Annotated in this window: 22 protein-coding genes; 3 read left to right on the top strand and 19 right to left on the bottom strand. The window is 42.3% G+C overall.

Features of this window, described 5'->3' with window-relative positions:
- The first annotated feature begins 24 nt into the window (after nucleotides 1-24).
- A complete protein-coding gene (gene prli42 / locus AWH49_RS20230) occupies nucleotides 25-120 on the top strand; it encodes a stressosome-associated protein Prli42 (protein ID WP_018393858.1) in 96 nt (31 codons plus the stop codon).
- On the opposite strand, the gene AWH49_RS18130 is transcribed toward prli42, so the two are convergent.
- The 5 genes from AWH49_RS18130 to AWH49_RS18110 form a co-directional block, all read right to left on the bottom strand.
- Complete coding sequence (locus AWH49_RS18130) at nucleotides 103-1,098, bottom strand: aromatic acid exporter family protein (RefSeq protein ID WP_063966853.1); 996 nt, start codon at nucleotides 1,096-1,098, stop codon at nucleotides 103-105. The two genes, prli42 and AWH49_RS18130, sit on opposite strands and share 18 nt — an antisense overlap.
- A gap of 57 nt (nucleotides 1,099-1,155) precedes the next feature.
- A complete protein-coding gene (locus AWH49_RS18125) occupies nucleotides 1,156-1,593 on the bottom strand; it encodes a BrxA/BrxB family bacilliredoxin (protein ID WP_018393860.1) in 438 nt (145 codons plus the stop codon).
- Nucleotides 1,594-1,929: 336 nt separating this feature from the next.
- Nucleotides 1,930-3,009 carry a methylmalonyl Co-A mutase-associated GTPase MeaB gene (meaB, locus tag AWH49_RS18120; RefSeq protein WP_082862944.1) on the bottom strand — a complete coding sequence of 360 codons (1,080 nt, stop codon included), beginning with the start codon at nucleotides 3,007-3,009 and terminating at the stop codon, nucleotides 1,930-1,932.
- Nucleotides 3,006-5,189: a methylmalonyl-CoA mutase gene (gene scpA, locus AWH49_RS18115; RefSeq protein WP_063966852.1), complete on the bottom strand. Its 2,184-nt coding sequence runs from the start codon at nucleotides 5,187-5,189 to the stop codon at nucleotides 3,006-3,008. The genes meaB and scpA overlap by 4 nt, the downstream gene beginning before the upstream one ends.
- On the bottom strand, nucleotides 5,186-6,715 hold the full coding sequence (locus tag AWH49_RS18110) for a methylmalonyl-CoA mutase family protein (RefSeq protein WP_169816015.1): 1,530 nt from the start codon (nucleotides 6,713-6,715) through the stop codon (nucleotides 5,186-5,188). The genes scpA and AWH49_RS18110 overlap by 4 nt, the downstream gene beginning before the upstream one ends.
- A gap of 201 nt (nucleotides 6,716-6,916) precedes the next feature.
- On the opposite strand from AWH49_RS18110, the gene AWH49_RS18105 reads away from it, so the two are divergent.
- Nucleotides 6,917-7,777: a DUF1002 domain-containing protein gene (locus AWH49_RS18105; RefSeq protein WP_018393864.1), complete on the top strand. Its 861-nt coding sequence runs from the start codon at nucleotides 6,917-6,919 to the stop codon at nucleotides 7,775-7,777.
- Between the two features lie 39 nt (nucleotides 7,778-7,816).
- Here the strand turns inward: AWH49_RS18105 and AWH49_RS18100 are convergent, their stop codons facing one another.
- Genes AWH49_RS18100 through lpdA form a run of 4 tightly spaced genes read right to left on the bottom strand, consistent with a single transcriptional unit; the run spans nucleotide 7,817 to nucleotide 12,520 of the window.
- The gene (locus AWH49_RS18100) at nucleotides 7,817-9,061 is read right to left on the bottom strand and encodes a dihydrolipoamide acetyltransferase family protein (RefSeq protein ID WP_063966850.1); all 1,245 of its coding nucleotides are present in this window, start codon (nucleotides 9,059-9,061) and stop codon (nucleotides 7,817-7,819) included.
- 27 nt (nucleotides 9,062-9,088) lie between these two features.
- Nucleotides 9,089-10,072 carry an alpha-ketoacid dehydrogenase subunit beta gene (locus AWH49_RS18095; RefSeq protein ID WP_034286069.1) on the bottom strand — a complete coding sequence of 328 codons (984 nt, stop codon included), beginning with the start codon at nucleotides 10,070-10,072 and terminating at the stop codon, nucleotides 9,089-9,091.
- Nucleotides 10,072-11,082: a thiamine pyrophosphate-dependent dehydrogenase E1 component subunit alpha gene (locus tag AWH49_RS18090; protein WP_063966849.1), complete on the bottom strand. Its 1,011-nt coding sequence runs from the start codon at nucleotides 11,080-11,082 to the stop codon at nucleotides 10,072-10,074. The genes AWH49_RS18095 and AWH49_RS18090 overlap by 1 nt, the downstream gene beginning before the upstream one ends.
- A 13-nt stretch (nucleotides 11,083-11,095) precedes the next feature.
- Nucleotides 11,096-12,520, bottom strand: coding sequence for a dihydrolipoyl dehydrogenase (lpdA, locus tag AWH49_RS18085; RefSeq protein ID WP_063966848.1), 1,425 nt, complete (start codon nucleotides 12,518-12,520; stop codon nucleotides 11,096-11,098).
- Nucleotides 12,521-12,690: 170 nt separating this feature from the next.
- On the opposite strand from lpdA, the gene AWH49_RS18080 reads away from it, so the two are divergent.
- Nucleotides 12,691-12,930 (top strand): DUF2627 domain-containing protein, encoded by a 240-nt coding sequence (locus tag AWH49_RS18080; RefSeq protein ID WP_018393869.1) that lies wholly within the window; start codon nucleotides 12,691-12,693, stop codon nucleotides 12,928-12,930.
- A 608-nt stretch (nucleotides 12,931-13,538) separates the two neighbouring features.
- On the opposite strand, the gene AWH49_RS18075 is transcribed toward AWH49_RS18080, so the two are convergent.
- The 10 genes from AWH49_RS18075 to dxs all read right to left on the bottom strand — a co-directional run bounded on the left by AWH49_RS18075 (nucleotide 13,539) and on the right by dxs (nucleotide 23,694).
- Entirely contained in the window at nucleotides 13,539-13,853 is a 315-nt protein-coding gene (locus AWH49_RS18075; protein ID WP_018393870.1) for a hypothetical protein, read from the bottom strand.
- Between the two features lie 230 nt (nucleotides 13,854-14,083).
- Nucleotides 14,084-14,644: a recombinase family protein gene (locus AWH49_RS18070; RefSeq protein ID WP_063966847.1), complete on the bottom strand. Its 561-nt coding sequence runs from the start codon at nucleotides 14,642-14,644 to the stop codon at nucleotides 14,084-14,086.
- A 695-nt stretch (nucleotides 14,645-15,339) separates the two neighbouring features.
- On the bottom strand, nucleotides 15,340-15,486 hold the full coding sequence (locus AWH49_RS20225) for a hypothetical protein (protein WP_157723780.1): 147 nt from the start codon (nucleotides 15,484-15,486) through the stop codon (nucleotides 15,340-15,342).
- The gene (locus AWH49_RS20220; protein WP_157723779.1) at nucleotides 15,458-15,598 is read right to left on the bottom strand and encodes a hypothetical protein; all 141 of its coding nucleotides are present in this window, start codon (nucleotides 15,596-15,598) and stop codon (nucleotides 15,458-15,460) included. The genes AWH49_RS20225 and AWH49_RS20220 overlap by 29 nt, the downstream gene beginning before the upstream one ends.
- A gap of 938 nt (nucleotides 15,599-16,536) precedes the next feature.
- Nucleotides 16,537-17,316 (bottom strand): sporulation transcription factor Spo0A, encoded by a 780-nt coding sequence (gene spo0A / locus AWH49_RS18060; protein WP_018393875.1) that lies wholly within the window; start codon nucleotides 17,314-17,316, stop codon nucleotides 16,537-16,539.
- A gap of 173 nt (nucleotides 17,317-17,489) precedes the next feature.
- Complete coding sequence (spoIVB, locus tag AWH49_RS18055) at nucleotides 17,490-18,581, bottom strand: SpoIVB peptidase (protein WP_063966845.1); 1,092 nt, start codon at nucleotides 18,579-18,581, stop codon at nucleotides 17,490-17,492.
- A gap of 89 nt (nucleotides 18,582-18,670) precedes the next feature.
- Nucleotides 18,671-20,362 (bottom strand): DNA repair protein RecN, encoded by a 1,692-nt coding sequence (gene recN / locus AWH49_RS18050; RefSeq protein WP_063966844.1) that lies wholly within the window; start codon nucleotides 20,360-20,362, stop codon nucleotides 18,671-18,673.
- A 16-nt stretch (nucleotides 20,363-20,378) separates the two neighbouring features.
- Nucleotides 20,379-20,828, bottom strand: a complete 450-nt coding sequence (gene ahrC / locus AWH49_RS18045) for a transcriptional regulator AhrC/ArgR (RefSeq protein WP_018393878.1) — start codon at nucleotides 20,826-20,828, stop codon at nucleotides 20,379-20,381.
- 140 nt (nucleotides 20,829-20,968) lie between these two features.
- Nucleotides 20,969-21,796 (bottom strand): TlyA family RNA methyltransferase, encoded by an 828-nt coding sequence (locus AWH49_RS18040; protein ID WP_018393879.1) that lies wholly within the window; start codon nucleotides 21,794-21,796, stop codon nucleotides 20,969-20,971.
- A 2-nt stretch (nucleotides 21,797-21,798) separates the two neighbouring features.
- The gene (gene dxs / locus AWH49_RS18035; RefSeq protein WP_063966843.1) at nucleotides 21,799-23,694 is read right to left on the bottom strand and encodes a 1-deoxy-D-xylulose-5-phosphate synthase; all 1,896 of its coding nucleotides are present in this window, start codon (nucleotides 23,692-23,694) and stop codon (nucleotides 21,799-21,801) included.
- Nucleotides 23,695-23,701: the final 7 nt, after the last annotated feature.

The raw sequence follows: 23,701 nt of genomic DNA, 5'->3' as shown, positions 1-23,701 counted from the left end.
CGGATGTAAAGGAGAAAGAATTACATGCGCAACAAAACGTTTCAAAAGATTATTGTGTATTTAATGCTATTTGCGATGCTGGCATCAACCGTGATATTTGGGTTAACGATGTTTATGTAGAGTGTGGGCGTGCTTTTTTAGCCGCTCTTTTTTCATGCCACGAAAGCGGGCTTTAATAAGCAAATATTGCTCCATCTCCCGCACAAACTGGTAAAGAGCTGCCCGTGCTTCAAATTCTTCACGTGTCACAGGAAGCGGCATTTCTTCAAATGCATGCTTCATTTCATCGAGTCGTGTCAAATGCACGTATGCCGTATTGCCTGGATGAATGTGTTCTTTTACGTCTTCCATAAAATCCGCAATCATGTCCGCCTGCTCCGGCCGGTGGGAAATTGTCACGACAATGGATAAAATGCGTTCAATAATCTCAAACTGCTTTTCACGCATCGTGAAATATTGATAAAAAAGGCTGTCATTCCGTGTGAAATGATTTTGAACATCTTTGAAAGCGAGTGTTTTTGCTTTTTTGAGAAGGTCGGCTGTTTCCGTCAATTCTTTCCCGTCCCACGAATGATCATTCGTCCGCAAATAAAGAATAATCTCTTCAATAATCCGTTCAAATAAGCGCTCTATCTTCTCCTGCATCTGAACTAAGCTGCGCTCGACACTCGGCATGTAGGAGTTTAATAAGAGTGCCACACCGATGCCGATTAAAATAATACCGAGTTCGTTTAAAATGAGTCCTGCCGTAAGTTGATCGGCTGCATATAAATGCAAAATAATGACTGTACTTGACACGATGCCTTCCTGTGATTTAAGAGCGACCGTCGTTGGAATAAAGAAGATCATAATGATTCCGATCACAATCGCATGATACGAAACCATCTCAAAAAACAGGGCTGAATAAAACAGGGCCACCATACAAGCGACGAGACGTGTCCACGCTGCCTGAAGCGACCGCTGCTTCGTATTTTGAATACATAAAACCGTAATAATCCCCGCTGACATCGCATTATGAAGTCCGATCCATTCAGCAAGCAGGATGGAAGCGGCAATGCCGACTGCTGTTTTTGCGGTGCGGTAGCCAACTTTAATCATCGTTCCCACTCCTACTTAAGAAAGCCCTGCCGCACCGGGCAAGGCTTTCATTCTTATTTAAATTTCTTCACAATACTCATCGAAAAGTGTTTGTAATTGTTCAACGACCGACATCGGGTGATGCCCTTCAATCTCATGACGTTCGACCATCGCCTTCACTTCACCATCTTTTATGATCGCAAAAGATGGTGAAGACGGTGGATAGCCCGTAAAGAAATTACGCGCTTGCGCCGTGGCCTCTTTATCCTGTCCTGCAAAAACCGTCACAAGACGATCTGGACGCTTATCGTAATGGATAGCATGTGCCGCTGCCGGACGCGCAATGCCGCCTGCACAACCACATACAGAGTTGACCATCACAAGCGTCGTCCCTTTTTCGTTCAACGTTGCATCTACTTCTTCAGGTGTTGTTAATTCTGTATAGCCAGCCGCTTTAATTTCATCGCGCGCCTGACGGACTACATCGTTCATGAAAAAATTAAAATCCATTCCCATATTTAATCTCTCCTTTATTTAGTTAGTAGATATATCATAAGTGAAAATATCGTTTATTACAATGAAATGGACCAGGCATTCCTTGATTTATTCATAAAATACGTTTTAACATTATAGACTACTGTACGAAGTAAATGAATCGAGAATAAAAAATGCATGTTTAACTTTTTCGTTCGCGGGTAAAGTAATAAGGTAACTGAATCCATACCCTTACACTCCCTGTATTTGACCATCCGGATTGATCCGGATGGTCTTTTTTAATACATCGGACGTGAGCTGGCAGCTTCAAAGCTCAGCAACAGAACGTTTCGCTTTTGATCTAACATCTTAATAGATTCACTCTGTTCCATACACTTGTTTAAATAATTGTTCTGCAGCCTGCGACGGTGGAATATCCCCGTTCATTGCATCCTGCTCTAACTGGCCTATCTGTTCTTTGACGTATGGATGACGGTAAAAATGATTTTTGAGTTTTTCCATAATAAGAGTATGGAGCCATTCTTTCGTCTGATAGCGACGGCGCTCTATCAAAACACCGCTTTTTTCCGTCACATCTCTAAATTCTTTCATCATCGTCCAGATCGTATCGATTCCTTCATTTTTCAATGCTGAGCACGTATACGCTTTTGATTCCCATCCTTTCGTTGCCGGCTGCAAAAAATGCAAAATTTGATTGTATTCCCGCTTCGTTTTCTCAGCAAGGGACTTATTTGTGCCGTCCGCTTTATTGACGACGACAGCATCCACCATCTCCATAATGCCTTTTTTCATCCCTTGAAGTTCATCTCCCGCTCCAGTCAGTGCAAGCAGCATAAAAAAGTCGACCATGCTGCGGACGATGAATTCACTTTGTCCGACGCCGACCGTTTCGATTAAAATCACGTCAAATCCAGCCGCTTCACATAAAGCAAGCGTTTCTCTCGTTTTACGGTGGACACCTCCAAGTGTGCCGCCTGATGGAGACGGCCGTATAAAGGCATTTGGGTGTTTGGCAAGTTGCTCCATTCTCGTTTTATCTCCTAAAATAGATCCGCCTGAAATAGAAGAACTCGGGTCAATGGTGAGCACAGCGACGCGGTGGCCCGCATCACATAGCCTCATCCCAAATGATTCGATAAATGTACTCTTCCCGGCACCCGGTACACCCGTGATCCCGATCCGAATTGCATTTCCTGTATAAGGCAATAGCTTTTGCAGTAGGTCTTGCCCGTACTTGTAATGATCATCTGCATTGCTTTCAATAAACGTGATCGCTTTCGCCAGTTCTTTTACTGAACCTTTCACGATACCATTTACCATCACATTTAAATCCGGCAGTACTGATTTTTTTTTACGGAACATTTTCCGCGGTGGCGCTATCATGCCATCATGCGCAGCCATCACACCTTTTCTTACATGTTGATGTTCTTCCATCATTCTGTCACTTCCTCGTAGCCAAGCCGCTCATACACTTTCTCTAAAATGACCTGTGCAGACACCGGAATAACAGTACCAGGTCCAAAAATAGCCGCTGCTCCTTTTTCTCTTAAAAAGTCATAATCCTGTGCTGGAATGACACCGCCGACAAACACGACGATATCATCACGGCCAAGCTTCTGCAGTTCTTCTACTAAGGCCGGCAGCAATGTTTTATGACCAGCTGCAAGCGAACTAAAGCCAACTGCATGAACGTCATTTTCTACTGCTTGTTTCGCTGTTTCTTCTGGCGTCTGGAAAAGCGGACCGATATCGACATCAAAGCCGAGATCTGCATAGGCTGTTGCAATTACTTTCGCCCCACGGTCATGGCCATCCTGTCCCATTTTGGCGACTAAAATACGCGGACGGCGCCCTTCTTGCTCTTCAAATTCCGCTGTTAGTTGCTGGACGAGCGCCATTTGTTGTGAATCGGAAAAATGGGCACTGTATACACCGCTCACGGACCTGATCACCGCCTTATGTCTTCCACTTATCGCTTCAACGGCATCGGAAATTTCCCCAAGAGTTGCACGTAACCTTGCAGCTGCTACTGCGAGTGCAAGCAAGTTGCCAACACCGGACTGTACGGACGCTGTAATGGCGGCTAGCGCTTCTTTTACCTTTACTTCATCACGGTTTGCTTTCGTTTTTTCAATTCGCTCCACTTGCTTCAAACGGACCGCTGTATTGTCAATATCTAAAATATCAATTGGGTCTTCTTTTTTTAGACGATATTTATTCACGCCAATGATTGTTTCTTCACTGGAATCAATTTTAGCTTGACGGCGTGCTGCTGCTTCTTCAATTTTCATTTTCGGAAGTCCCGTTTCAATTGCTTTTGTCATTCCGCCAAGTTTTTCAATTTCTTCAATATGAGCCCACGCGCGCTCCATCAATTCATTCGTCAGCGCTTCTACGTAATATGAGCCGCCCCATGGATCGATAACATTTGTGATCCCGGTTTCTTCCTGCAAAAATAATTGTGTATTGCGGGCAATGCGCGCCGAAAAATCAGTTGGAAGCGCAATCGCTTCATCAAGAGCATTCGTGTGCAATGACTGTGTATGACCCATCGCAGCCGCGTGTGCTTCAATTAATGTGCGTGTAACATTATTAAACGGATCCTGCTCGGTTAAACTCCATCCCGACGTCTGCGAATGCGTACGAAGGGCCATTGATTTTTCATTGGACGGGTTGAACGGCTTCATCAGCTGCGCCCATATACGGCGGGCCGCACGCAATTTCGCCACTTCCATAAAATAATTCATACCGATCGCCCAGAAAAACGATAAGCGCGGCGCAAACGAATCAATATCAATGCCCGCAGCAAGCCCGGTCCGTACGTATTCAAGACCATCCGCAAGTGTATACGCAAGTTCAATATCAGCTGTTGCGCCCGCTTCTTGCATATGGTAGCCAGAAATAGAGATCGAGTTAAACTTCGGCATCTCTTTTGATGTATAATCGAAAATATCAGCAATAATCCGCATCGATGTTTCCGGTGGATAAATATACGTATTTCGTACCATATATTCTTTTAAAATGTCATTTTGAATCGTACCGGACAACTTTGCGCGCGTCACGCCCTGTTCTTCAGCTGTAACGATGTAAAAAGCCATAATAGGTAAAACCGCTCCGTTCATCGTCATCGACACCGACATTTGATCGAGTGGAATACCGCCAAATAAAATATTTGTATCCTCCACTGTATCAATGGCTACACCCGCTTTCCCTACATCGCCAACGACACGGGGGTGATCCGAATCATAGCCTCGGTGTGTCGGCAAGTCAAACGCAACGGACAGTCCTTTTTGGCCCATTGCCAGATTGCGCCGGTAAAACGCATTGCTTTCGTCCGCCGTTGAAAAACCTGCATACTGGCGGATAGTCCACGGACGGTTCACATACATTGTCGGATACGGACCACGTGTATAAGGAGCAATACCCGGATAATCGTTTATATGGTCAAGTGATTTTATATCTTCTTCTGTATAAATAGCCTGCAGCCATATCGATTCATTCGTTTCAAATGACAAATCATCGAATGATTTTTTCACATCCTGTTCCAGCGCCGCTTTCCATTCATCAAGTGGTTTTTTGGCCCCTTTTTTAAATGGATTATAATCTTTTAAATTCATTGTTCGGACCCCCCTTCAAATAATGAAAGCAGTGCCAATAATTTTTCCACAATATCATCTCCAGCCGAAATGGAGCCATCTACCCCCGTCACCTGCCAATTTCCAGCCACATCAATGATTGCTGACCGAGACACTTTTCTTAACTCTTCTATCAGTTCCAGTCCAAATTGTTCATACGTTGAATTAGCTCCACAAATGCAGTAGTATGGAAAGTCATTCATTTCAACAAATTGGACGGCTTCTTTCACTGTCTCAATATTTTCAGACAGTACCGACTGAATGCCGCCAACAGCGAGTATACCCATTATATAATCTGTACGCGGTTTGTTTGTTTTCAACTTACCGAGGCAAATAATGCCTACCTTTACAGACTTTCCAGTTTGTTCGATCGCTGCTGCTTTTTGACGAAGCTGCTCAATCGGCTCTGCCAATCTTTTTGGCGTAAGCGCAACAATTTTTTCGCCTTTCATGTTTGATCTCTTTGTTTTCTGTTGGGTAAATTCATTTTTTTCGGTCATATTTGCATACATATTCGTACCTATTAATAACTGTTTGCGGATCGCTATCTCTTTTTCCCGTTTCACCTGTACAGCCGCTATCTCTTTTTGAATCATCCCTGCTTTAAGTGCATATTCAATCCCGCCCGCTTCTTCTATCCGGGCAAATTCATCCCACGCCATACGGCCGATTTCATTCGTTAACGACTCGATGTAATAAGAACCACCTGCTGGGTCAATCACTTTATCAAGATGTGCTTCATGTTTCAAAATCAGCGGAATATTACGGGCAATTCGCTCAGACAGCTCTGTTGCACTTCCGGTCACTTGATTAAACGGTAAGACATGCAGGTAATCTATATTGCTAAGCACAGCAGAAAACGCAGCACTGCCCGTACGTAAAATGTTAACGTGTGGATCAAGCGCCGATAACGTCTGTTCACTCGTTTCCACACTGATTGCCGGCTTCGATTGTTCATCTAGTTCGTATACATCCATGACTGCTGACCAGAGCGTCCGGAATGCGCGAATTTTCGCTATTTCCGTAAAAAATCGTGGTCCTGCAGCGAAATGAACAATCATTTTCGAGACCGTTTCATTTTTATTAGCTGCCATTTTCATATAAAAGACGGCTTCGGATAAAGCAACAGCCAGTTCCTGTACAGCATTTGCGCCTGCCATGTGATAAGGTACAGTGTTGATTGTAATATTTGACTGATTATGTATATGTTCAAACACTTCTTTTGACGGAAAAATACCTGCTGCTGCGCCTTCTGATACAGGGTCAATGGCTAATTCTATCTTCGGTTTTGGAAATGTTCCTAAACGGTAAAATCCTCTCGTAAATGGTTTTTCCCCTGGCAGCGAGGATTGTACCCCTTTTACATCAGTTTTCGTGTAAAGCGGCTTCAATTCAATATTTTCCGCCGTTTTTGTATACAGGCTAGACAATGGCTTCCCCTTTAACGACAACTGTGCAGCCTGTTTCCATTCTTCCAATGTAACAGCCGAAAAGGTCTGTTCTTTCATGCTTCCACCCCTTTTAATGAAATCGTTTTCAATTTGAAGCATTCACGAAAAAGAAACATATTTATTTCTCCTTAATTGTATTATAAACGGTATAGAGCAGGCAATGTGTACGGGACAAAACGTGAAAATTTATGAGGGACATGCTATTCTATTGGTAACTCTTTTTTAAAAAAGAGCAATTTTTTATTCAGGAGCGAAAAAATGAGAAAACTATTTAGCCTGCTTATTATTGCCATTTTCAGTTTAGGGACCGTCGTCTCAGCGGATAGCGTACCCGGTGACATCATTGTGACACTTGGCGAAAACTTGACACCCGCTCAAAAAGAACAGCTGCTGACAGAAATGGATGTACCTGCTGATGTGCAGACCATTACTGTTTCAAATGCAGAAGAACATCAATATTTAGGTGATTACATTCCAAAAGCACAAATCGGAACGAAAGCGATTTCTTCTAGTAAAATTACAACAGCTGAGTCTGGTGCCGGCTTAAATGTCGAGACGAAAAATATTACGTGGGTTTCAAAAGAAATGTATACAAATGCATTGACAACAGCGAGCGTAAAAGATGCAGAAATTTATATTACTGCGCCGTTTAATGTATCCGGTACGGCTGCGTTAACTGGAATTATTAAAGCATATGAGTCGACAACCGGTGAAAAAATTCCGGAAGAGCAAAAGCAAGTCGCAAATGAAGAAATGGTCACAACAGCGAAACTAGGCGATGAGATCGGTCAGGAAGAAGCAACGAATCTAATCGAACGGATTAAGGAAGAAATCGCCGTACAAAACCCACAAACTATTCAGGAAATTAAAGTGATCATTAACAATATTTCAAATGAATTGAACATTCAACTAAGCGACGCGCAACGAGATCAGCTCGCATCATTGTTTGATAAAATGAAAAACTTGGACATTAACTGGGATCAAGTCAATTCGCAAATTGATAAAGCGAAAGAGCAATGGAACAGCTTTAAAAGCTCAGAAGAAGGACAAGGCATTCTTCAGTCCATTCTTGACTTCCTTCAGTCGATTGTAGATGCCATCGCTGGATTATTTAAATAATGAAAAAAGGTGTTTTCTCGCTTGAGAAAACACCTTTTTTCAATAGATTGGCATCGTTTCTTCCGACGCATTTTCGAGCAATTCTTTCACGCGCTGCATAAAACGCCCACAAATAAGACCATCAAGCACACGGTGATCAATTGATAAGCAAAGGTTAACCATGTCGCGCACAGCGATCATGCCATCGATGATAACCGGCCGCTTCACAATCGATTCAACTTGTAAAATCGCCGCTTGCGGATAATTAATAATACCCATTGACTGTACGGAACCAAATGAACCGGTGTTGTTCACGGTAAATGTACCGCCATTGACATCTTCTGATGACAATACACCTGAGCGTGCTTTTTTCGCAAGGTCAACTACATTTTTTGCAATGCCCTTCACCGATTTCTCGTCAGCCTGCTTTACAACAGGAACATACAATTTATCATCAGCTGCTACTGCAATCGAAATATTAATGGCTTTTTTACGGACGATATGGTCACCTGCCCACATAGCATTCATTTCTGGAAATTCCTTTAATGCTCGAGCTACAGCTTTCACAAAAAAAGCAAAATAAGTGATATTATAGCCTTCATTTTCTTTAAATGACTTCTTGATGGAATCACGGTATCCAACGAGTTTTGTTACATCGACTTCAACCATCATCCACGCATGCGGTACTTCCTGTTTCGTTCGCACCATATTAGCCGCAACACTTTGTTTCACACTATCAAGCGGAATAATTGTGTCATCGTCACCACTTCGTATGTTTGGTACAACAATAGGCTGGGTTTGGGCAAGGCGTGGCTGCTTTCGTACAGGCTGGGTTTGAGCAGGCAATGCTTGAACAGATTGCGGCTGTCCACCAGCATCAATAAGTGTCTGCACATCTTTTCGTGTAATCCGGCCGCCTTTTCCTGACCCTTTCATTGCTTTTAAATCAATATCGTGCTGCTGTGCAAGTTTTAAGACAGCAGGTGAATAACGGGCACGATTATCTATTGCAGCTTTTTTTTCCAGTTGAGTGACTTCTTCTTGCGTTTGGACAGCTTGTACTTCCTCTGTTTCAATCGTGCAAATAACGTCTCCAACAGACAATACTTCATCTTCTTTCGCTACAATTTCTTGTATGGCTCCTGTAAATGATGACGGAATTTCCGCGTTTACTTTGTCCGTTAATACTTCTGCAATTGGATCATATTTATTTACATGGTCGCCAGGTGTCACGAGCCATTTTGTAATCGTTCCTTCTGTGACACTCTCCCCAAGTTTCGGCATTGTTATATATTGTATCGCCATGTTGAAAAACTCCTTTCTGACAAACAGTTAAAATTCAGCCAGCTCCCGCATTGCTTTCTCGACTTTTTCAGGATTCATCATAAAATATTTCTCCATCGTCGGTGCATATGGCATAGCTGGTATCTCAGGTCCCGCAAGCCGCTGAATCGGCGCATCGAGATCAAACAAGCAATTTTCTGCAATAATCGCCGACACCTCGCTTATAACGCTTCCTTCTTTATTATCTTCTGTCACAAGCAATACTTTTCCTGTTTTCGCGGCTGACTCAATGATTGTTTCTTGGTCGAGTGGGTACACCGTGCGCAAATCGACGATTTCCGCTTCGATCCCGTCTTTCGCTAACTTTTCAGCAGCCTGCAGGGCGAAGTGAACGCACAATCCATACGTAATAACGGTTATATCGTCCCCTTTTCGTTTCACGTCCGCTTTTCCAATCGGCAGCACATAATCGTCATTTGGCACTTCTCCTTTTATAGATCGATACGCTTTTTTATGTTCGAAAAACAGGACCGGATCTTCATCACGAATCGCTGCTTTTAGCAATCCTTTCACATCATACGGTGTTGACGGCATGACAATTTTCAAACCTGGCTGATTAGCAAAAATCGCTTCAACGGACTGCGAATGATAAAGCGCACCATGAATGCCTCCACCGTATGGGGCACGTATGACGATGGGGCAGTCCCAATCATTGTTTGACCGGTAGCGAATGCGGGCGGCTTCTGAAATAATTTGATTGACAGCCGGCATGATAAAATCCGCAAATTGCATTTCAGCAACAGGCCGTTTCCCAACCATCGCTGCACCAATCGCAACACCTGCGATAGCAGATTCTGAAAGCGGCGTATCGAGTACGCGCTCCTCCCCAAACTGTTCATACAATCCTTGTGTCGCTTTAAAAACACCGCCTTTTTTCCCTATGTCTTCTCCAAGCATAAACACATTCGAATCGCGCTCCATTTCTTCTCGGAGCGCCATTGTAACGGCATCGATATAAGAAATAACAGGCATTATCGAGTCCCCTCCTGTTCTGTTTCGGCATAAACAAAGTCGAGTGCCTGTTCCGGTTTTGCATACGGCGCTTGTTCAGCATAATCGGTCGCTTCGTCGATCAATTGCTGGATGTCACGTTCCATTTGCTGTTCCCGTTCATCCGTTAATACACCCGTTTCTTTCACATATGTACGGAATGTAATCATTGGGTCTTCCAGTTTCGCTTTTTCCACTTCCTCTGCCGTACGATACGAACGATCATCGTCATCGGATGTGTGCGGTGTCAAACGGTACATCATCGTTTCAATCAATGTCGGCCCTTCGCCTCGTCGTGCACGGTCCGCCGCTTCTTTTACATACTGATACACCTCAAGCGGATCATTCCCATCAATTGTATATCCCGGCATCCCGTATCCAATAGCCCGATCCGACACTTTGGCAGAACCAAGCTGCTTGTCTACCGGCACTGATATCGCATATTGATTATTTTCACACATTAAAATAACCGGGAGCTTATGAACCCCTGCAAAATTCGCTCCTTCATGAAAATCCCCCTGATTGGATGATCCTTCACCGAACGTAACGAATGATATATAGTCTTTTTTCTCCATTTTTGCGGCGAGCGCAATGCCTACTGCATGAGGCACCTGTGTCGTAACTGGCGATGAATTTGTGACGATCCGGTTTTTCTTTTGTCCGTAATGACCGGGCATTTGCCGGCCGCCAGAGTTTGGATCCTCTGCTTTGGCAAATACGAACAGCATTAATTCTTTAACCGTCATGCCAAACGCCAGCACAATGCCAGTGTCCCGATAATATGGCAATATGTAATCTTGACTGCGGTCGAGTGCAAATGCAGCGCCGACCTGTGCAGCTTCCTGTCCTTGTCCAGATACAACAAACGGGATTTTGCCCGATCTGTTTAATAACCACATACGCTCATCGATCCGGCGCGCAAGCAGCATCGTTTCATACATCGCAAGCACTGTTTCATCAGATAATCCTATGTTTTTATGCCTATTTTCCATGTTTATTCTCCTTTTACATATGAATGGCTTTGCCATCGACTAACAGCGCTGCTTCGCCAATCGCTTCAGACAATGTTGGATGCGGATGGATCATCGTGCCCACTTCCCAAGCTGCTGCATCAAGAACGCGTGCTAGTGCTGCTTCTGAGATAAGCTCTGTCGCATTCGGACCAATGATATGAACACCGAGTAGATCATTCGTTTTTTCATCCGCAACAATTTTCACAAATCCATCATTTTCACCAAAAACGAGTGCTTTCCCAATCGCTTGAAACGGAAACTTACCTGTCTTCACTTGAAACCCTTTTTTTCTAGCTTCCTGTTCAGTCAATCCAACACTCGCGGCTTCAGGGCTTGAATATATACATTTGGGGACTGTCGTATAATCAATCGGATGAATATCCCCTCCTGCTATATGTTCCACTGCTGTGATCCCTTCATAAGATGCAACATGTGCTAGCTGCAGCCCGCCGATCACATCGCCAATCGCATAAATGTGAGATTCATTTGTTTGCATCCTATCATTCACTTGAATACATCCATTTTCAACGATAATTTCTGTATTTTCCAGTCCAATGTGTTCAATATTTGCAGCACGGCCGACAGAAACAAGCATTTTTTCTGCTTCAACTAATTGTAGGCCATTTTTCATTTCCACTTCTACCCGAATCACACCTTGCTGTTTTTCCACTGTATCCGAGCACACTTTTGCACCGGTCATAATCCGTATGCCTCGCTTCGTTAACAAACGGGCCATTTCAGCTGAAACATCTTCATCTTCCGTCGGGATCACACGGTCTGCATATTCAATAATTGTTACGTTTGCACCAAAATCAGCAAGCATTGATGCCCATTCAATGCCAATCACACCTCCGCCAACAATGATGACAGACGATGGCACTTTTTTAAGTTGAAGTGCCTCATTCGACGATAAAATCCATTCTTCATCCACTTCAAAACCTGGCAATGTTTTCGGCCGGGAACCGGTCGCAATAATGACCTGTTTAGGTACAAGCATGATGTTATCTGTCCCATCGTTCATTTCAACGGAAATCGTGCCCGCCATCGGTGAAAATATAGATGGGCCAAGTAATCTACCAACACCGCTGTATATGTCTATTTTACCTTTCTTCATTAATGATTGTACCCCGTTATATAACGTCTGAACAATTTTTTCTTTTCTTTTCTGTACATGCGTAAATTGAAGCGATGTATTTTCTGTCTCTATACCAAACACAGCCGCTTCTTTAACTGTTCTAAACACTTCCGCACTTCTAAGCAAAGCTTTCGTCGGAATACAGCCTTTATGAAGGCATGTACCGCCTAGCTTTTCTTTTTCGACGATGGCTGTTGTAAGCCCAGCTTGTGCGGCGCGAATTGCTGATACATAGCCACCTGTTCCTCCGCCTAAAATGACAAGATCGTATTCTTTTACCACATTTATTCGCCCCTTTATATATATCCTATTATCATTGTATACGGTTTTAAAAACTATGTCATGTAATAAGTGAATTTTTTGTTGTTTTAACGTTGACGAGGCTTTCTTGACAAATGATACGGGTGCGTTATGATTTGTGAATAAGACTTTTTGAAAGAGGGTTTTGATCAATGATCCGCATCATTGCTTTACTTATTCTCGTCGTTCCTGGCTTTCTTGCCGGAGTGGGGATTAAATTAATGCGCGACATGCTTTTTGGTATTTTGCAGCCTCCATTTCCTTTTTTATGGATGCAGTTTATAGCCGGTTTGCTGCTGTTTCTCGGCGGTCTCGGTTTTGTCGCCGGCTTTATTTTTAGACGTGACCGGAAGCAAGATAAAGTGCAACCAAAGTTTCAGAATAAAGAATAACGAAAAGCGGTCTCAATCAGATGTTTGGTTGAAACCGCTTTTCTTGTTCTTGGCCTTTCTGATTGCTTCTTCTTGTCCACTATAAAGATGGTAACGCCTGCTAATCTATTGTATCAGAAACAGCCTTTCCAATTAAATGATCTTTTTTAAAACATAACCTTGATATACGTCAAGGTTATGTTTTTCCCATCAAAAAAACACTTTCAATTTCTTAGTTAACTAAACCAAGAAATTGAAAGTGTTGCGATGGAGTTATCGACGTCCATTTTATTTTACGCTCTTTTAGATAATGGATTTATCACTGTTTTAGACTTTTATGCAGTCATATACTCAATTCGTAATTTGTCCGCGACCATCACGATGAATCCACTATTCGTTGGTTTTGCTTGGTCGTCAGTCTACGAATTAAAGGCTTGATTACTCACATAATCGATTTTATACGTCACTCTTTATCGGTTTTACACCCGGCAGTTTATCGTCAAGTGTTCGTTGCCTTGATTGTAACTAACCCGAAAGTAGATGACAAGTTATTTCGAACAAGAAAATTCGACATTATGTCGATACATGTCGTTTCATTTCTACATTTAAACGCTTAGCTTCTATTAATTCTATTTTAAATAATTATCTAGTTCTTCTCTAAGACATTCGTATCCATGTTTTATTTTCACATTTTCTCCAAATACATGTTCAATAATCTCCATATCTATTACTCTCTTTACGATTAAATCATCCTCGTTAACCCTGTATTCCCATACAAGTTTTGCTTCTGGATCGTATTTCATATATCTATTACAAAATACAGTTGCTGCTTCTATATCCATAGGACATGATTTATATTCTCCATCACTACTTTCTCGGTAATAAATTGGTTCCCCATTTTTTAATTTTTCTTTCGTCCCTTTTACTATATCTTCTAAAGCCACATTAACCGCTCCAATTCTATATGTAATATACAAATTATATCGATTAGCAAACTGAACTGCGATACTTATATAAGTGGTAAATAAACCCAACACCCTCATTTTGATTTTAGAATTTATCAAGTGTGAACGGCTGATGTAAAGGTACACTGCATGGACGCTATGGAGAGTCAACGAATACACATGAAAAAGGCCGCCGGCATAAACCATTCAGCCTTTACGTTTTTATTTAATTAAACTTTCGCTTGCATTGCCTTTTTCGCGCGAATCAATGTGCTCTTTGATATTCCCGTTAAGTCTTCAACCTGTTTATACGATTGCGTTTCGAGTAACTGCAATGCGTGGTTTAACTGCTTCTTCGTATACTTCGGCGGTCTGCCTTCACGGAAGTCCGGGCGCTGCTTGGCTATCGCCTTGCCCTCCTGCGTACGCTCCAAGATCGTATCCCGTTCAAACTCGGCGAACCCGCTCATAATCGTAAAAATAAGGCGGCCTGTTGACGTATTCTCGATTAGCCCCATGTTTAATACGTGTACCTTTACACTGCGCTCGAACAGTTCCTTAACGGTTGTAAGCGCCTCTGACGTTGATCTGGCAAAACGGTCGAGCTTCGTTATGACCAGCGTGTCTCCCGCTTCTAACGCCGCTAGTACCTTTTGAAACTCCGGTCGATCCGCTTTCGTTCTGGTAAACTTCTCCGAATAAACCTTATCGCAGCCTTCCTTTTCTAACATGTCGAGCTGCACCTGTAAGTCCTGGCCTACCGTTGATACCCGTGCATATCCGTATTTCATTAAAATCGCTCCTTTTGCGGCGCTCACTTATGACACTAAGTTAAGACACTGAATGACACCCTGATATTATTATATCTTCCGAACTGTTTCAATTCTTTTGAGTTATGACACTAAAAGAGTTTTTACAGGAAACCCTTTTAGTGGGTTTTCTAACTAATTCTGTTTCTTTTTATTCTTAGGTGTATAAGCAAGGATAGCAGTTATTATTATCGCTATACCAAACATAGAAATGATGAAGAACATAGTGTTGATAAAATGATCGTAAAACCAGGACATAAAATCCACCTCAGTTTTTTTCTTTAGTATGAACAATGGAGGTTGGAAATATTATGTTATGACCCTTTTGTGGAGTTTTAACAGCTCGCCAAATCCCCTTATGATCGCCAAAATCGGAAATAAACGGCACCCTCTGAGTTTTTCAGCCCATCCGTATGGCGACCACCCTGTGGTAAAATGCACACTGTTGCACACCCAAATATGACGAAATCGGAAGGCTGACAACGTGTTATTTCGATAGCAAGACGGAGGGGGGACCCTGCTTGATAATTGACATTCAAAATGTTTCGAGGGCACGTCTGTCAGAGGCTCGATACAGGTAAATTGTGCAATAGAGTATAATTCCCAGCCTCGAAAACTTCCGTAAAAATGACATTTGTAACTATCCTTCAAGCACCCATAAACGCTTAAATAATCGACTAGAATGCCTTTGCACCGCCTGCCAGCGCCATTTCAGCAAGTGTCCGACCCCGCTTTTTCGGGATAAGCGTTTTGATGTGTTGCTTTAGACGCTTGTCTTTTTCACCCTGGAAGTCCTTACGCTGTTTCCATCGATAAAGTTGCATACGCTGAGACTCCGATGATCTCCGCAATTTCTGAGCGATTTAGCCAGCGATTGCAGCCACGTTTCTTATCATAATACGGCTTGATCATTAACTCCATTGTAATGTCGCTCATCCAGTAGCGGCACCTGCGATGGCTGTTTGCTGCGTTTCTTTTTACGTTTTGTCATCCGTTTAATACCTCCGTTAAGTATAGGCGGTCCAGCATCCGGTCGAGCGTGCCGTTGTAGTAACCTGCAATTTTGTTCTTAATGCGTTTCGATTTCATCGCCATGATAGGCGGCTATGGTCGGCATGGCGAAGCCTCATACATATTATTAATAACCGTATTTGTCTTAGGAATGATATTGTCTTCTTGCTCCCTATTTTAGAATTTTGCACAATTTGATATCTGCACTTTATTAATTATAATATTGATCATTTTAAGCGGCTCCTTTATGAAGCCATAGTAGAACGTATATTCTATCCGATAGTCAGACGTCTGCATCAGGCGCTTTATTTCTTGTCGTGTCATCAGTTTCTTTTGTTTTCGCTGCAGTTTGATATTCGGTAATTTGGCAGCTGGGCTTTCCTTTAACTCGTGCTTTTCAACGAGGAAATTTTAAAAAACTCTGATATTGCGGAGGTAATTTGCGATGGTTGTATCGCTTATCGGCACACACATCCGGGTTATTAATTGTTTGGGATTGTTTATTCGTAACGACGGTATACTTTCCGCGCTCACGTAGATACTGTATATAAGTGCGTATGTGGCCGTTTTGATTGATTTCGGCTCATCTACGGAATGGTAGTCGCGTAGGTATGCAATGAACAGCCGTAGCGATTGCCCATAGCTTGCTTTCATTTTACGCGTAAGGTTTTTTGAATCGCAGTAAAGCATGATGTTGTCGACTTGAAAATCGATTTCATTGAACAAAAAAAACGCCTCCCTTTGTGATAAAGAGAAACGCATAATTTAACGGTAAACCCCGCGGTTATTTATCGGGTCGTTCCGTCAGTTTATCGGTTATGAGTGTCCGCTATCCTGACGATTAAACTACCGTCACTACTGCGTTATGAAGCCATATATTCAATCCTTAATTTGTCCGCGACCATCGCGATGAATTCACTATTCGTTGGTTTTGCTTTTGTGACAGACACAGTATAGCCAAACATTTTAGCAATAGATTCCATATTCCCCCGGCTCCAAGCCACTTCAATTGCATGGCGGATCGCACGTTCAACACGGCTCGGTGTTGTGTTATATTTACGAGCAACTTCTGGATAAAGTACTTTCGTAATCGATCCGAGTAGTTCGATGTCATTGAAAACCATCGTAATCGCTTCACGTAAGTATAAATAACCTTTAATATGAGCTGGCACACCAATTTCATGAATAACGGCCGTAATACTCGCATCAATATTTTTCTTTGGTTTTTTCGCATTCTCCCGATGTTCCATATGTTGAACTGGGTTTTCATTTCCGCTCACCTGTCGGATCTGACTAATTAGGCTATCCATATCGAATGGTTTTAACATAAAATAAGATGCACCAAATTCAACGGCTTTTTTCGTTACATCCTCTTGTCCAAATGCTGTCAGCATAATAACATGTGGCAGTTTCTCCTGCTCACTGACACTTAAACGTTCCAGAACGGCAAGTCCATCCATATGCGGCATAATGATATCAAGAATTAATACATCCGCCTCTATTTCTGGAAGCATTGTTAAACATTCCTGTCCATTGTATGCTGTACCTACGATTGTCATATCATCTTGACTTGAAATGACTTCTTCGAGCAGCTGAACGAGCTGCCTGTTATCATCCACGATCGCTACTTTAATTTCACCCACATTTATTTCCTCCTCATCCACTTTAACCTTACTAAAGCTATTCTAATGGATTTTTCGACAAAGAGGAATGAAAACCTTTAAAAAACTGAAAATATATATTTTACACAATTTTATGTCATTTTTCGACGTTTTTCGCTTCTTTTTCCGTCAAAAAGAGGGCAAATGCCCCCTCTTTAAATAATTCCTGCATCTTTTAACATCCAGTCAATATGAACACCATAACCTGAAAGCGGATCATTTACAAATACATGGGTGACTGCTCCAATAATTCGACCATTTTGAATGATTGGACTTCCGCTCATTCCTTGCACAATCCCGCCTGTTTTGCCAATTAAGCGAGTGTCGGTCATTTTAATAATCATCCCTTTTATTTCTGGTTTTGTCTGCTGAATAGTACGTGTGATCGACACTTTATACCTTTCAACGGTTTCATTTTCGGTTACTGTCAAAATTTCAGCTGGTCCTTCAACAACTTCATCCGGATGAGCAGCAGGATAAAGCCTCTCGCCATCAATATCTGTATAAAGACGACCAAAAATACCGAATGATGTGTTCGACGTTACAGTTCCCCACTTTTTCCCATCCGGAATAATGGCTGTTTTTTCACCAGGAATTCCTTCTGTTGCTTTTTGAATACCAGTAATCTGAGCTGGATGAATTGTTCCTTTTATTGGTGAAAATGGCTGTCCAGATTGCACATCGCTAATGACATGACCAAGTGCACCATATTTTTTTGATTTTGGTTCAAAAAATGTCAATGTCCCGATGCCTGCTGTCCGATTTTTAATGTATACACCGAGTTTATACGTATTTGTTTCTGCATCCTTTATCGGTGTGACCGCCATCTGAATGTTCTTTTTTCCGCGCAGCACTGATAATTGAAGCGGCTTATTTTGTTCGCCTGCTGATTGAACAAGTGGCCGGATTGATTGCGGCTCGGTTATTTTTTTTTCATTTACACTCACAATGACGTCACCCGGCAGAAGTCCAGCTGACTCTCCTGGTGATTGTTTGCCACCCGATGTACCGATAAAATGAAATCCGACAATATACAATCCTTTCGTCTGCAACTGGAGACCGACTGATTGACCACCTGGTACGACAAAAATGCGTTCACGCTCTTCCTGTGCTGCCGGGAAGCCCGCTGACTGTAACAGGTCCTGTTCTGCCTGCTCTGCTTGAATGACTGTCCCTTGGCCAACCCAAACGGATAACATCAACAAAAATGAAAAAAGATATTGATACGATGCTTTTCTTACCGTCATACCACTCCCTCCTTCTTGTCTTGCCCTGTTACTTTGTCCGGAGGGAGGTGTGATTATAACGGTAATATGGGGTGAAGATGGATGTCATTTCAAACAGCTGATTTTTTTAATTTTGCGGATAATGTAAGTAATTCTTTCGCATGTTCTTTTGTCAAATTCGTCATTTCTACACCGGAAATCATTCTTCCAATTTCTACTGCTTTTTCATCCTCATTAAGCGGAGTTACGACTGTGCTCGTTCGCTTTCTATCATGGCTTTTTTGAATGTATAAATGTGTATCAGCCATAGCAGCCACTTGCGGTAAATGAGATATACAAAGCACTTGCGAATGAACGGCAATTTTATAAATTTTTTCGCCAATGGCTTGCGCAACACGACCGCTTACACCTGTATCCACTTCGTCAAAGATAATCGACGTGACACCTTGATGTTTGGAAAAGATCGTTTTCATTGCTAGCATAACACGTGACATTTCACCGCCGGAGGCAATTTTCACAAGCGGTTTAAGCGGTTCGCCTGGATTAGTCGTCATGTAAAATTCAATTTGATCTATGCCATCTTTTTTAAATTGTCCATTTTCTGACTGAACATGCACACTGAAGACCGTTTTTTCCATATATAACTCTTTTAGTTCACGATGAATCGCTTCTTCCAGTTTTTCCGAATATGAATGGCGCAGTTTAGACAATTTTTTCCCTTCTTCTGTAAGGGTTACTTCTATTTCCATCAATTCTTTTTGCAAACGGCTCACATGTGTTTCACGATGCATCAACTGATCCATTTCTTCGGCAATTTTATTACCGTACTGTAAAATATCATCAATTGTCGCTCCATATTTTCGTTTTAATTGATTGATTTCATTTAACCGGCTTTCAATTTCATTCAACCTTGCGGGGTTAAATTCAAGTGTATCGAGAATAGAACTTACATCGCGTACAGTATCTTCAAGAACGTAAAAACTGTTGGCAGCAGCATCATGAAGCGGTTTATATTCATCATTAATGCCTGATGCAGATTCAAGTCCGTTTACACTCAGTCCAAGCCAATCAAGTGCTTTTCCATCGCCAGACAGCGCATTGTAAGCTTCCGATAACGCAGCATATAACTTTTCATAGTTGGCTAATTGCTGCCTTTCTGACTCTAATTTTTCTTCCTCACCTGTTGTCAATTCTGCCTTTTCAATTTCATTGAATTGAAATTGAATTAAATCAAGACGGTGAGCTAAATTTTGTTCATTTTCACTGAGACGACGTATTTCTGTCTGTAAATGATCATAACGATTATAAATGTTTCTATACTGCTCTTTTGCGTGTTGAATCGCTGCCCCACCAAAATCATCCAGTAAACGAAGATGACTCCCCGCGTTCATTAATTCCTGGTGCTCATGCTGGCCGTGAATATCCATTAAACGAGAACCAATTTCACGTAAAATTGACAGCGTGACCATTTTACCATTCACACGACACACACTTTTTCCAGCAGCGGAAATTTCACGGCGCAAAATGACCGCTTCCTCTTCTACATCAATACCAAATTCACGGCAGACATGAAAACAGGGATGGTCTTCATGCAAAGTAAACATCCCTTCAATCTCTGCTTTTTTCTCACCATGCCGGACAAATTCACCGGAGCCTCGTCCACCGGTTAACAATTGTAATGCATCAATGATAATTGATTTTCCTGCGCCTGTTTCCCCTGTTAAAACGGTTAATCCTCGTTCAAATGATAATTCAAGCGCATCAATAATTGCAAAATGGCGGATCGATAATTCTTGAAGCACGATCGTCACATCCTTATTAAAGCATTTCTAAAAAACGGGAAGATACGATTTCTGTCTGTTCTGGTGCACGGCAAATAAGCAAACAGGTGTCATCGCCGCAAATGGTACCCATAATTTCTTCCCAATCCAGATTATCAATTAATGCACCGACCGCCTGAGCGTTGCCAGGCAATGTTTTCATAACGACAAAATGGCCGGCTGAATCAATGCTGACGAAACAGTCAACAAGTGACCGTTTCAATTTTTGCAGCGGATTAAATCGTTGATCTGCAGGCAAACTATATTTATAACGGCCATCCATTAATGGCACTTTTACTAGATGTAGTTCTTTAATATCACGTGAAATCGTCGCTTGTGTCACGTTATAACCAGCTTCTCTCAGCAAATCAACGAGTTCATCCTGTGTTTCAATTTCGTTGTTCGCAATCATTTCTCTAATTTTAATATGTCGTTGTCCTTTATTCATGATACTCACCTCATAATGTATAATTATACTTGTTTATACATCATCATACTGTATTCGTCTTGAAAAGTATATAAAAAGAAGCCGGCTTCTTATTCAATGAAAGAGCCGGCCACTTGAAGCTGAACATAATTTGATCTTGATCAGCTTTTTTCTTTAAATTCATTATGCGCTGCATCTACGGCCTGTTCAGGTGTAAGCGGCAAACTGACAAAACCGTCATTGTCTTCACCTGGCCAGCGAATATGCAGTAAAAATTCAATATTGCCGTCACCGCCTGTAATCGGTGAATGCGAAAGGTTCACGACTACGTAGCCGAGCTGCAAAGACAGATTTACAATTTTTTCAATCACTGCTTTATGAACGGCTTTATCACGTACAATTCCTTTTTTGCCGACTTGTTCGCGGCCAGCTTCAAATTGAGGTTTAACAAGCGCTACAACGTCGCTTCCCGGCACGAGCAGTGTTTTTAACACGGGCAAAATAAGGGACAGCGAAATAAACGAGACATCAATCACCGCAAATTGTGGCATTCCTTTCAACAAATCAGCCGGCTTCACGTAGCGGAAATTCGTCCGCTCCATGACTACAACCCGTTCATCTTGCCGCATCTTCCACGCCAACTGATTATAGCCAACATCGAGTGCATACGAAAGTGCTGCACCGTTTTGCAATGCACAGTCGGTAAAACCGCCTGTTGATGCACCGATATCAATTAAAATTTTATCCTGTACGGTCACATCAAATACGCTCAATGCTTTTTCAAGCTTTAAACCGCCGCGACTGACGTAAGGCATTGTTTTTCCTTTTATTTCAAGAGGTGCATCAATAGGGATTTTTTCACCAGGTTTATCGATTCGTTCTTCATTTGAATACACGATGCCTGCCATAACTGCTCGTTTCGCTTTTTCTCTCGTTTCAATTAACCCTTTTTCAACAAGCAATACATCAATTCGTTCTTTTTTTGCCATCGTTATGCTCTTTCCTCTTGTTTTTCGGGCACGAGTGCTGCCATTTTACGCACCACTTCCTCCACCGTTAAATCAATTTCTTCAAGCAGTTTATTGACGCTTCCATGTTCAATAAACCGATCCGGGATGCCCATCCGGTCAATGACGGCACCATGGCAGCCTGATTCATGCGCATATTCAAGTACTGCACTGCCAAACCCACCTTCAAGAACGGCTTCCTCAATCGTCAAGATAGGTATATTTTGACTGAGTAGATCGTCCATCATCAATTTGTCAAACGGTTTAATGAACCGAGCATTTACTACTTTGACATCCATACCACGTTCACTGAGTACCGAAGCGGCCTCCATCGCCATCGGAATGGTTGTACCGAATGTTAAAATGACAGCGTCTGTTCCTTCTTTTAACACTTCCCATGAACCGATCGGGATCGTCATCATCTTAGGATCCATCTCAACACCGAGACCATTGCCACGCGGGAAACGCATTGCAATCGGTCCACCGTCATATTGAATCGCTGTATTAACCATGTGACGACCTTCGTTTTCATCTTTCGGCATCATCAGCACCATATTTGGCAAATGACGCAGGAACGCGATGTCAAATACGCCTTGATGGGTTTCTCCATCTGCACCGACAAGTCCGGATCGGTCGATGCCAATAAATACATTTAAATTCGGACGACAAATGTCATGAACAACTTGATCGTATGCACGCTGAAGGAATGTCGAGTAAATGGCCAGAAATGGCTTCATTCCTTGCGTAGCTAGTCCTGCTGCAACCGTTGCCGCATGTTGTTCTGCAATCCCGACATCAAACATTCGATCTGGAAACTCTTCTGCAAAACCGAGCAATTTAGATCCGACGGTCATCGCCGGTGTAATTGCGACAACTCGCTCATCTGTACGGGCAATTTCACGCACCGTTTCACTGACAAGTGCGCTCCATGCCTGCGGTTCATTTTTTGCTTTAATGATCGCACCCGTTTCCATTTTATATGGCCCTGTTCCGTGCCATGAACCGATCTTGTCTGTTTCGGCCGGCTTATAGCCTTTTCCTTTTTTCGTAATGACATGAACAAGTACCGGTCCTTCTGTCCGTTTCGCCTGTTCTAAACTTTTAATTAAGTCGTCAAAACTATGACCATCCGTTGGGCCGAGATATGTGAATCCTAATTCTTCAAAAAACATACCCGGGACGAGTAAGTACTTTAAACTGTCTTTTAAACGTTCTGCTGTATTTGCAACTTTACCGCCAACAGCTGGAATACGTTTTAAAATTAATTCGAATTCATCTTTAAGTTTGTTGTATTTGCCGCCTGTCCGCATACGCCCAAGTATGCCGTGCAGCGCACCGACATTCGGTGCGATCGACATTTCGTTATCATTTAAAATAACAATCATATTCGTTTTTTCATGGCCAATATGATTCAATGCTTCAAGCGCCATGCCACCTGTTAACGCACCGTCCCCTATGATAGGCACAATGTGTGAATCCGTTTTTTTTAAGTCGCGGGCAATGGCCATACCCATTGCAGCAGAAAGCGACGTTGAACTATGGCCTGTTTCCCACACATCATGTTCACTTTCCACTATTTTTGGGAAACCGCACAGCCCTTTATACTGGCGCAATGTATCAAATTTGTCTGCGCGGCCTGTTAAAATTTTATGAACATACGATTGATGGCCGACGTCCCATAAAAATTTATCATTCGGGCTTGTAAAGCAGTGATGGAGCGCAACAGTCAACTCGACTACACCAAGATTTGGACCAATATGACCGCCTGTTACAGACAGTTTTTCAATTAAAAATTTTCGGATTGCTGCACTTAACTGTTCCATTTCATGTACGTTCATTTTTTTCACAAAAGATGGGTCTGCAATCGATAAAAGATCCAAATGGATC

It is taken from the genome of Domibacillus aminovorans (assembly GCF_001643235.1).
Lineage (GTDB): Bacteria > Bacillota > Bacilli > Bacillales > Domibacillaceae > Domibacillus > Domibacillus aminovorans.
This window is presented reverse-complemented; position numbering and strand designations above follow the sequence as displayed.

Excerpts from the sequence above, each read along its gene's own strand:
- prli42 (WP_018393858.1), top strand. The coding sequence starts at position 25 with ATGCGCAACAAAACGTTTCAAAAGATTATTGTGTATTTAATGCTATTT.
- AWH49_RS18130 (WP_063966853.1), bottom strand. The coding sequence starts at position 1,098 with ATGATTAAAGTTGGCTACCGCACCGCAAAAACAGCAGTCGGCATTGCC.
- AWH49_RS18125 (WP_018393860.1), bottom strand. The coding sequence starts at position 1,593 with ATGGGAATGGATTTTAATTTTTTCATGAACGATGTAGTCCGTCAGGCG.
- meaB (WP_082862944.1), bottom strand. The coding sequence starts at position 3,009 with ATGATGGAAGAACATCAACATGTAAGAAAAGGTGTGATGGCTGCGCAT.
- scpA (WP_063966852.1), bottom strand. The coding sequence starts at position 5,189 with ATGAATTTAAAAGATTATAATCCATTTAAAAAAGGGGCCAAAAAACCA.
- AWH49_RS18110 (WP_169816015.1), bottom strand. The coding sequence starts at position 6,715 with ATGAAAGAACAGACCTTTTCGGCTGTTACATTGGAAGAATGGAAACAG.
- AWH49_RS18105 (WP_018393864.1), top strand. The coding sequence starts at position 6,917 with ATGAGAAAACTATTTAGCCTGCTTATTATTGCCATTTTCAGTTTAGGG.
- AWH49_RS18100 (WP_063966850.1), bottom strand. The coding sequence starts at position 9,061 with ATGGCGATACAATATATAACAATGCCGAAACTTGGGGAGAGTGTCACA.
- AWH49_RS18095 (WP_034286069.1), bottom strand. The coding sequence starts at position 10,072 with ATGCCTGTTATTTCTTATATCGATGCCGTTACAATGGCGCTCCGAGAA.
- AWH49_RS18090 (WP_063966849.1), bottom strand. The coding sequence starts at position 11,082 with ATGGAAAATAGGCATAAAAACATAGGATTATCTGATGAAACAGTGCTT.
- AWH49_RS18080 (WP_018393869.1), top strand. The coding sequence starts at position 12,691 with ATGATCCGCATCATTGCTTTACTTATTCTCGTCGTTCCTGGCTTTCTT.
- AWH49_RS18070 (WP_063966847.1), bottom strand. The coding sequence starts at position 14,644 with ATGAAATACGGATATGCACGGGTATCAACGGTAGGCCAGGACTTACAG.
- AWH49_RS20225 (WP_157723780.1), bottom strand. The coding sequence starts at position 15,486 with ATGCAACTTTATCGATGGAAACAGCGTAAGGACTTCCAGGGTGAAAAA.
- AWH49_RS20220 (WP_157723779.1), bottom strand. The coding sequence starts at position 15,598 with ATGAGCGACATTACAATGGAGTTAATGATCAAGCCGTATTATGATAAG.
- spoIVB (WP_063966845.1), bottom strand. The coding sequence starts at position 18,581 with ATGACGGTAAGAAAAGCATCGTATCAATATCTTTTTTCATTTTTGTTG.
- ahrC (WP_018393878.1), bottom strand. The coding sequence starts at position 20,828 with ATGAATAAAGGACAACGACATATTAAAATTAGAGAAATGATTGCGAAC.
- AWH49_RS18040 (WP_018393879.1), bottom strand. The coding sequence starts at position 21,796 with ATGGCAAAAAAAGAACGAATTGATGTATTGCTTGTTGAAAAAGGGTTA.